The 7,763-nt window shown below is 56.3% G+C and carries 6 protein-coding genes; 2 read left to right on the top strand and 4 right to left on the bottom strand.

Annotated features, from left to right (window positions below):
* Positions 1-222: 222 nt before the first annotated feature.
* Positions 223-2,451, bottom strand: coding sequence for a M48 family metalloprotease (locus tag H6815_06110; protein ID MCB9860012.1), 2,229 nt, complete (start codon positions 2,449-2,451; stop codon positions 223-225).
* Complete coding sequence (locus H6815_06105; protein ID MCB9860011.1) at positions 2,448-2,849, bottom strand: BlaI/MecI/CopY family transcriptional regulator; 402 nt, start codon at positions 2,847-2,849, stop codon at positions 2,448-2,450. The genes H6815_06110 and H6815_06105 overlap by 4 nt, the downstream gene beginning before the upstream one ends.
* Positions 2,850-3,145: 296 nt before the next feature.
* Between H6815_06105 and H6815_06100 the strand changes: the two genes are divergently transcribed.
* Entirely contained in the window at positions 3,146-3,976 is an 831-nt protein-coding gene (locus H6815_06100) for a hypothetical protein (protein MCB9860010.1), read from the top strand.
* Positions 3,977-3,988: 12 nt separating this feature from the next.
* On the opposite strand, the gene H6815_06095 is transcribed toward H6815_06100, so the two are convergent.
* Positions 3,989-4,705: a tetratricopeptide repeat protein gene (locus tag H6815_06095; GenBank protein ID MCB9860009.1), complete on the bottom strand. Its 717-nt coding sequence runs from the start codon at positions 4,703-4,705 to the stop codon at positions 3,989-3,991.
* Between the two features lie 308 nt (positions 4,706-5,013).
* Here H6815_06095 and H6815_06090 point away from each other — a divergent pair, with 308 nt between their 5' ends.
* Entirely contained in the window at positions 5,014-5,604 is a 591-nt protein-coding gene (locus H6815_06090) for a helix-turn-helix transcriptional regulator (GenBank protein MCB9860008.1), read from the top strand.
* Between the two features lie 70 nt (positions 5,605-5,674).
* On the opposite strand, the gene H6815_06085 is transcribed toward H6815_06090, so the two are convergent.
* Complete coding sequence (locus tag H6815_06085; protein MCB9860007.1) at positions 5,675-7,645, bottom strand: transketolase; 1,971 nt, start codon at positions 7,643-7,645, stop codon at positions 5,675-5,677.
* Between the last annotated feature and the right edge of the window lie 118 nt (positions 7,646-7,763).

The following is a 7,763-nucleotide window of genomic DNA, read 5'->3' as shown; positions in this document are numbered from 1 at the left end:
CACAGACTCAAGCGGCATCTTCCATCCGCCCATTGTGGACCGACGGCGCAGATACGCACCACTCTATTCGATGCACGAGCCATGAGAGGTTCCATCACAATCCGTGGTTTGTCGTAGATTTTTAGAATACTGTACAAAGAACAAACAACCCGGACTCGCCGGGCTGTTCAGTGGTCAGCACCGTGAAGCGCCGCACACAAGATAAGGTAGCTGCTTGAGTACCTACCGACCCTTCGGCTGCTCGTGCTGCGACTGGAGCTTCCGTTCGATCTGGAGCTCCCAGTCTTCTGGCGCGGACTTGGTTTCTGCCTGTGGGGACACATATTGCAGGACGAGTGAAGGAAGTACGACGTCATTACTACTCACACGTTCACGCCTGAGCGACTCGAGAACACGCCTCAGGGTCTCCTTGTCCTTCTCGCTGGAGACCGCGTCCATTTCGATCAGCTTGCGGAGGAGCTCTTCGGCCTTTTTCGTCTCATCAATCTTTTTCTGCTGAGCCTTCGCGTTGCGCTCAGCAAACAGTTCCAGTTCACGATCACGGAGTTGATTGATGTGATGCCGGCTTTCGTCAATCTTTACGTTGTGCTCAGCGATCCGTTGCTTCACCTCTGCAAGATCGCGCAGCATTGACTCGTCCATCGGCTTGTTTGCCTCTTTCAACTCACGCAGATGCGCGTGCAGATTCGCGAGTTCCTCCTCGGCTCGCAGCGTGTCCTCGCGGGCATGCAGTTCGCTCAGATGCTTGTGGAGTTTCTCGACGTCACCGTCGTGGTGCCTGAGTGTGTTATACTGCTCGTGCAGCTCTTGCAGGTGCTCGTGCAACTGCTCCACGTGCTCACCAGCCAGATCATTGTGCTGCTGATATAGATGCTTCAGGTGGGAATGGAGCTTCTCTATATCCGTTTCAGCCTTCACGTTTTCGCGCGCGAGTTCGGCGGCTCTTGTCTCTGTTATCAGCTTCTCATACAGGTCTCGTGCAATCTCTGGCTGCGTGGTGTCGCCCTGCGCGTTCCTCCAGGCAATGTTGTACTTCTCAGCCGCAAGATGATGCTCATGTTCAGCGAGTGCCTCCTTCGCTGCCTGCAGATCGGCGAGTGCCTTTGCGTATGCTCCCTTGTCCTGCTTTGCTTTGGCTTCAATCTGCTTGCGAGCGGTTTCAAGCGCCCTCTGCTGGTGCTCAACAACTGCAAGACGCTCCTCGTAGATGGCACGCGCCTTCGCAGATTCACGCACCTTATCTGTCTTGGCACCATTGATGTATTCGATGTACACACCGCCCTTGGCTTTATCCTCGGGCATCGTGGAGTTCGCAACAAACTCTGGCTGCGATTCATCCGCCAGGTAGGCCTTCAGCGCACCCATCATCACATGCGCTTGATCCTTCGATATCTCGCCGTTCTTCACAGCCTCGTGTAGTCTCGCCTGAACAGCATCCACCTGCTGCCCGTACGCGATGCCCACCGGCAGGATGCCGACGGCTGCAACAAGCACACCGGCGTTCAACCAGCGCGGTGTTTTCCTCATGGTATTTCGTGAAACGATCATTCTGAATCTCCGTTCAAGACATCCGCCGCTATTGATTTCGCTTGCCACAGCCGGCGGGCGGAGAGCCGGGGAGGACAGAAACTCAACCACAGCCATCAGCGCCTGCGCATAGCGCCTGTGTGTGTTCTGGAATGTTGAAAGCACGAGCGCGTCGCAGCAGATCTCCTCGTTGATGCGGAGATACCGGCGCGCAACCCACGATATCGGGTTCCACCAGAACCCGACGCACGCCAACCACTCAAGCCAGCGCACCACATGATCATGACGGCGAACGTGCGCGAGCTCGTGCGCGAGCACCCATCGCATCTGCTCGTCGTTCATATCTTCGACAAGTTCTATCGGAAGCACGATCCGCACACGACCGCCGATCCACCACACCATGGGAGACACCCGGGCACTCGTTGTCTCAATGATCGGTGTTGTGCGCAAACCGAACCGTTGTGCGAGTTCATGCGCGCATCTCTGCACATGGTGCGGCGCACTCGATGCTCCCATGTGCAGCACACGATTGAACCTGTACACCCTGACAAGAGACCACGCGAGAATGCATGCGCTCCCGAGAAGCCACATACCGATCAGCACGTCCGTCCTCGACCACGCGGAACCAATCGGCTCGTTGTACGGCAGCACCTCGGCAGCTGCGACGCTGTGTACGAGCTCAACAGGCAAATCTGCAGCAAACGTCTCAAGTGCTGGCACATCGGCCGATCGCCCGGAATCGGGCACAGGCACCACCGGCAATGTGAACATCGGTGGCGTGACGAGTTTTACCAGCACCAGCACCCACAACAGATGCGCAAGCGCCGGGCGCGAACTTGTTCTATGAACACACCACGCTGCAATCGCAAGCACCAGCGACACAAGCAGGTTGCTCAATCCAATCTGGAGCAGAAGGTCTGTCATTGCCAGCCTCCCTCTCCGTCTGTTTCGTCCTGCGCTTCTTCGAGAATCGTGCGCAGGCGCGAGAGTTCGTCAGCGGAGATTCTGCGCTGCTCGACAAGATGCGTGAGCAGCGGCGCGAGTGAGCCGCCAGTGAGTTTGTCCGCGAGTGATTTGAGTTGATTCCCGGCGTACGCCTCACGCGAGATGCGCGCCGAGAACAGATGGACCGAGAGCGACGTGTCGCGATCGATGAATCCCTTCTCTTCGAGTCGCTGAAGCAATCGCTGGACTGTGCCGTGCTGCGCCTTGCTCGCGCTGGGGTAAAGCTGCTCACGTATGGACCGAGCGGTCAGCTTGTCTTGCTCCCAAAGCAGTTCCATGACCGCGAGTTCCGCGTTTGCGAGTGGGGGCTGACTCATCAATGTCCTCTCTTCTGGTGGCGCGAGCAGCGTGCAATGCCCTTGTGATGGCACATGTGTTGATGCGCGATGAACGACACTCTGTCGTCAATATACGACAATTAGTCGTATATTTGTTCATCCATTTTCGAAACTTACGACGAAATGGGCAAAAAGACGCAAAATGACCTATAACAACATTGCGTCCGGCATGCAAACTCGCTTTATCTGAATACCTGAGTGCCCAATCTGGTTCTGTGGTCGGTTGCGCGCTCACCCACACCCCACCAAAGCCCAATTGGAAGAAGGAGCAACCGATGACCACCCTGAACCGCCGAGGATTCCTTGCTGCCGCCCCCGCAATCGCCCTTGCGCCATCGTTTGCATCAGCACACAACCCCTCCGCTGTCACAGCAAAGCTGCTCCAGCGCATGCGCGGATCGATCGCGGACTCGTTCCCGTCGCAGGATCCGGAGGTCGTCAGCGGTGTCGTTGGCGCATCGCACACAAACCTCGACCGTGTGAAGGAACTCGTGACCAAACGCCCGCAACTCGCAAAGGCTGCGTGGGACTGGGGGTTCGGCGACTGGGAGACCGCCCTGGGCGCGTGCTCGCACACAGGGCGCCGTGATATAGCGGAGTTTCTCATCGCGCACGGCGCACGACCAGACATTTTCACGTTTGCGATGCTCGGACAGGTTGACGTTGTACGCGCGTTCTGTACAGCCAATCCCGGGATCCAGCGCAACGTCGGGCCGCACGGCACGTTCACGCTCATGCGTCATGCACGTGTAGGCCGTGACGATGCGAAACTTGTGGTCGAATACCTCGAAGAACTGGGAGACGCTGACATTGCCCAACCGAAGATCGACATGACAGAAGCAAATGCATCGCCGTATATGGGAACGTACAGCCCGAACGATGCACCGGGTGTGAAGTTCATCGTCGCGTACAACGAGCGCCAGACATCGCCAACCTTTGCGGTTGAAGATGGCACACCTCGCGCATTATTCTCGCGGGGAAATCACATCTTCAATCCTGGTGGCGCGCCGAATGTTGTGTTCACCTTCAGCATTGACTCGGACAAACCTATGCTGCATATTCAGGATGGAGAACTTGAGTTAACGGCTGAGCGAGTACCCGCATAGCGTATGTGATGCTCATTCATTCGTCGGAACAATCCTCATCTCCATGGCATCAGCTTCATCGGACTTCCCGATCTTGCGGAGAAACATCGCATAGTTACGCAGCAGATTCTCGAGTCTTGGACTGGCCGTGCCAAAGGCATCTTCCTGTATCACAAGGGCATCTGCATATAAATGCTCAGCCTCCTCGATACGTCCCTGCTCAAGGCGCATTGCAGCAAGGTTTATCATTTCGCCGACGGTGTAAACCGGATTTGGCTTTGGCTGAGCATGCCATATTCTCATGGCGCGATCGAAGAGTTGCTCTGCGCGATCGAAGTCTCCTTTCTGCACCATGACAGCGGCGAGATTCCCAATGTGCTTGGCTGTCTCGGGGTGATCAGGACCAACCGCCTCCTCTGAGAGTTCGATCGCACGCAGATGCGTCTTCTCTGCGTTATCGAAATCTTCACGCAGCAAGTACACACCGCCGAGATACTTCAGTGTGGTTGCAACTTCCGTCCTTGACCGCGCGAGTGTTTCTTCTGCGAGTATGTTCGCCCTTTGCGCGTACTCCATTGCCTCATCTGTGCTCCCGGTAAACAGCAACATCGACGAGAGTGCAAGACGAGAGTGAATACGCATGTCGCGTGCCTGCTCCGGCAATCGTTCCGCAAGTTCCACTGCACGACGCTGCTCGGCAATGGCGTCTGTGCGATCTCCCGCATGGAACTTCGTTGCTGCGTCTTCCATGATCGCTCGGATTTCGTCCGACGATGGCTCCGCTTCTACTCGCGCAGAGCGTGTACACGCACTCTGGAACAGCACGCAGCAAACCGCTACCCCGGTGCCTGCCCGTTTGAACCATGCTCGCATTGGGTTCCCTCACTTCCTGCTTCCAGAATCCGATCCACCCGTCCAACGACTCCTGAAGCCGCGTTTCAGCCTGACAACGTATGCAATGAATATATCATGATTGTTGAAATAAATCAACTATTTTCAACAAATAGGCCCCAGCACTTCTGCATCTCAATCGATTTCACCCTCCAACGATGCGGGATATGGCACGAAAACGCCCCGAGCAGAAGATCACAGACACAAAGCAGATGCGGGCCCTCTCTTCATCTGTCCGGCAGGAGATCATCGACACCGTGAATGCCCTCTCGGTGTGCTCGATCAGAGAAATTGCACTCGCGCTGGGTTGCTCCGCTGACAGCCTGTACTACCACATCCGCGCGCTCATAGAAGCGGGTCTGCTCGTAAAAGCTGGAACCCGACCTTCGAGTCGGCGCGAAGAACTGCTTGTTTCAACCCCAACGCGTGGCATCATGCGACTGTGTTATGAGCCGAACAACGAAGACACGGTCAACACAGTGGCGCGCATTGTCGGCTCGATGCTGCGTGTTGCCGAGCGGGACTTCAAAGCGGGGTTCAAGCCCGATATCGCGCGCTGCGATGGATCGGAACGCAATCTCAACGCGAGCAGGCAGAAAGCATGGCTCAACAAGGCGCAACGACGTGAAGTCAATGTGATTCTGCACAGACTCCAGGAGATTTTCTCAGAGACGCAGCCAACTGAGGGGAGCGAGTTGCACAGTCTGACATTCGTGCTTGCGCCGATCGAGCCGAAAGAAGTTCGAAGCGGTGGGTAATGAGAGTATGAATAACCAAGCCCACGGATTCAATCCGTGGGCTTGTGGTTAAATCTAATTACCTTCGAGTTTACGCCACTTCGAGCACGTTCAGCACGCTCTTGGCGATATCGTCCGATGTCAACCCGCACATCTTCATGATCGCGTCCTCGGAGCGCGCGCTCTTGGGGATGCGTGTGACGTGGATCTGTTTGAGCGTAAATCCGTCGCCTGATTCTGTAATGGCGTCCGCAACCGCTGATCCGATTGAGGCACCGAAGTTGTCCTCGATCGTGATGGCATAGCCGCCGTTCTCACCGATCAGGTCCATCAGCTTGTCCGCATCGAACGGGAGCGAGTACAGATCAACAAGCGTCGCGGAAACACCAGCCTGATCAAGTTTCTCGATTGCCTTGTTCGCCTCGTGCACCGTGTAACCCGATGTGATAAGCGCGACATCGCGTCCCTTGTGCAATACCTCGAACCCACCAAGATTGAAGACAACATCGTCGGAGTACAGGAACTCCGTGTCGGGGCGCAGCGTGCGCATATAGCACACACCCTCATACTCAGCCATCGTCTGTGTGAGCGCGTACGCAGCAAAAGCGTCGGCCGGCTGGAGGATGTAGCACCCGGGATTGCCGCGATGATCACGCACCGTTGAGAGCGAGCGGAACCATGCGATATCCGGCAGTGACATCTGCGACGGTCCATCTGCAGCGAGTGAGATGCCCGAGTGAGAGCCAACGATCTTGATGTTTGCACCAGAATAGATCGCCATCTCGATCTGGTCGTACGCGCGTGTCAGAAACTTGGCAAAGGTCGAACAGAACGGCACCTTACCTGCAGCAGAAAGACCTACACCCATTGAGATCATGTTCTGCTCTGCGATTTTGCATTCGATAAAGCGATCGTTGATGTCGCTGTCCTTCGCGAACCACTCCGCAAAGGTTGAGTTTGACACATCAGCATCGAGCACAACAACATCCTTGCTTGCATGGCCGAGTGCGCGGAGTGCCAGTCCGTATGCTCGGCGAGTCGCCATGCGCCCTGAGTGGTACAGCGACTCCATGTCGTACTTCTTCATTGCCTGACTGAAGCTGGGGATATCGAATATCGGCTCGGTCGGCGCTGGTGCCTGCGCGGGCGGCTGGATCTGGAATGTGTCCGAGCTGGCGAGTGTTGTTGTGAGTTCTGTTCTGCGCTGATCAAGTTCAGACAGCGCCTTCTGCAGCGCATCACCCGTCGGCGGCTTGCCATGCCAGCCACCACCTTGGATCGACGGTGCGCCCCATCCCTTGACAGTCTTTGCAACGATCGCCATCGGCGCGCCGTTGTTTGCTCGGGCGCGCTCGGCGAATGTTTTCAATGCGCTGCGGATCTGCTCCGGGTTGTGTCCATCGATCTCGACAACATGCATTCCGGCAGCATCAAGACGCGCCTTGAGCTTTTCAACAGACTGCTGATCGGAGACACGTGCAGCTTGCCCGTACTGATTGCAGTTGAAGATAGGGCAGACGTTCACAAGATTACGATCCATCATTTCATCAATGGCTTCCGTGATCTGTCCCTCGCGTGCTTCGCCATCACCGATGATGCAGTAAATGTGCTTGTCGAATCCGTCAAATCGTGCTGCTTCACCAAGACCAAGCGCAACGCTGAGTCCCTGACCAAGCGAGCCGGTAGCTGCATCAAAGAACGGGAACCCTTCCATCGGATTGGGATGTCCATCGAGCAATGAGTCTGCTTCGCGAAGTGTCTTCCATTCATCCTGCGCAAGCTTGCGCCGGCTCGCCTCATCCTTACCAACAACAACACCGAGTTTGCACGCTGCCGCGTACACGATCGGAACAGCATGCCCCTCTGAAAGTACAAGACGGTCTGATGTGGGATAATCGGGATAGTCGGGCGACCAGCGCATTGCATCGAACATGAGGATGGTGACGATGTGAGCCAGACTGAGTGCTGTGGTCGGGTGGCCCGATCCCGCAGCTGCTGTCATCTCAAGCGAGGTCTTTCCGAGGTCGATGGCCTGCGCGTGAATTGCTGCTTCAAATGACATCGGGGCACTCCTTCGTGTTCAGCGCGCACAACGACAATGTGCAGCGCGGGGCTGACGTGATACAGCGCGACAGTCTGGAGGGTTCGGGCCAGTCTGTTCGCACCAACCGCGCGGGCTT

The sequence above is a fragment of the Phycisphaeraceae bacterium genome (genome assembly GCA_020639155.1).
GTDB lineage: Bacteria > Planctomycetota > Phycisphaerae > Phycisphaerales > UBA1924 > JACKHF01.
Note: the sequence above shows the minus strand (reverse complement) of the source record. Positions and strands in the feature narration are given on the sequence as shown.

Coding starts and splice junctions, on each gene's coding strand:
- H6815_06110 (MCB9860012.1), bottom strand. CDS start 2,451: ATGACAGACCTTCTGCTCCAGATTGGATTGAGCAACCTGCTTGTGTCG.
- H6815_06105 (MCB9860011.1), bottom strand. CDS start 2,849: ATGAGTCAGCCCCCACTCGCAAACGCGGAACTCGCGGTCATGGAACTG.
- H6815_06100 (MCB9860010.1), top strand. CDS start 3,146: ATGACCACCCTGAACCGCCGAGGATTCCTTGCTGCCGCCCCCGCAATC.
- H6815_06095 (MCB9860009.1), bottom strand. CDS start 4,705: ATGGAAGACGCAGCAACGAAGTTCCATGCGGGAGATCGCACAGACGCC.
- H6815_06090 (MCB9860008.1), top strand. CDS start 5,014: ATGGCACGAAAACGCCCCGAGCAGAAGATCACAGACACAAAGCAGATG.
- H6815_06085 (MCB9860007.1), bottom strand. CDS start 7,645: ATGTCATTTGAAGCAGCAATTCACGCGCAGGCCATCGACCTCGGAAAG.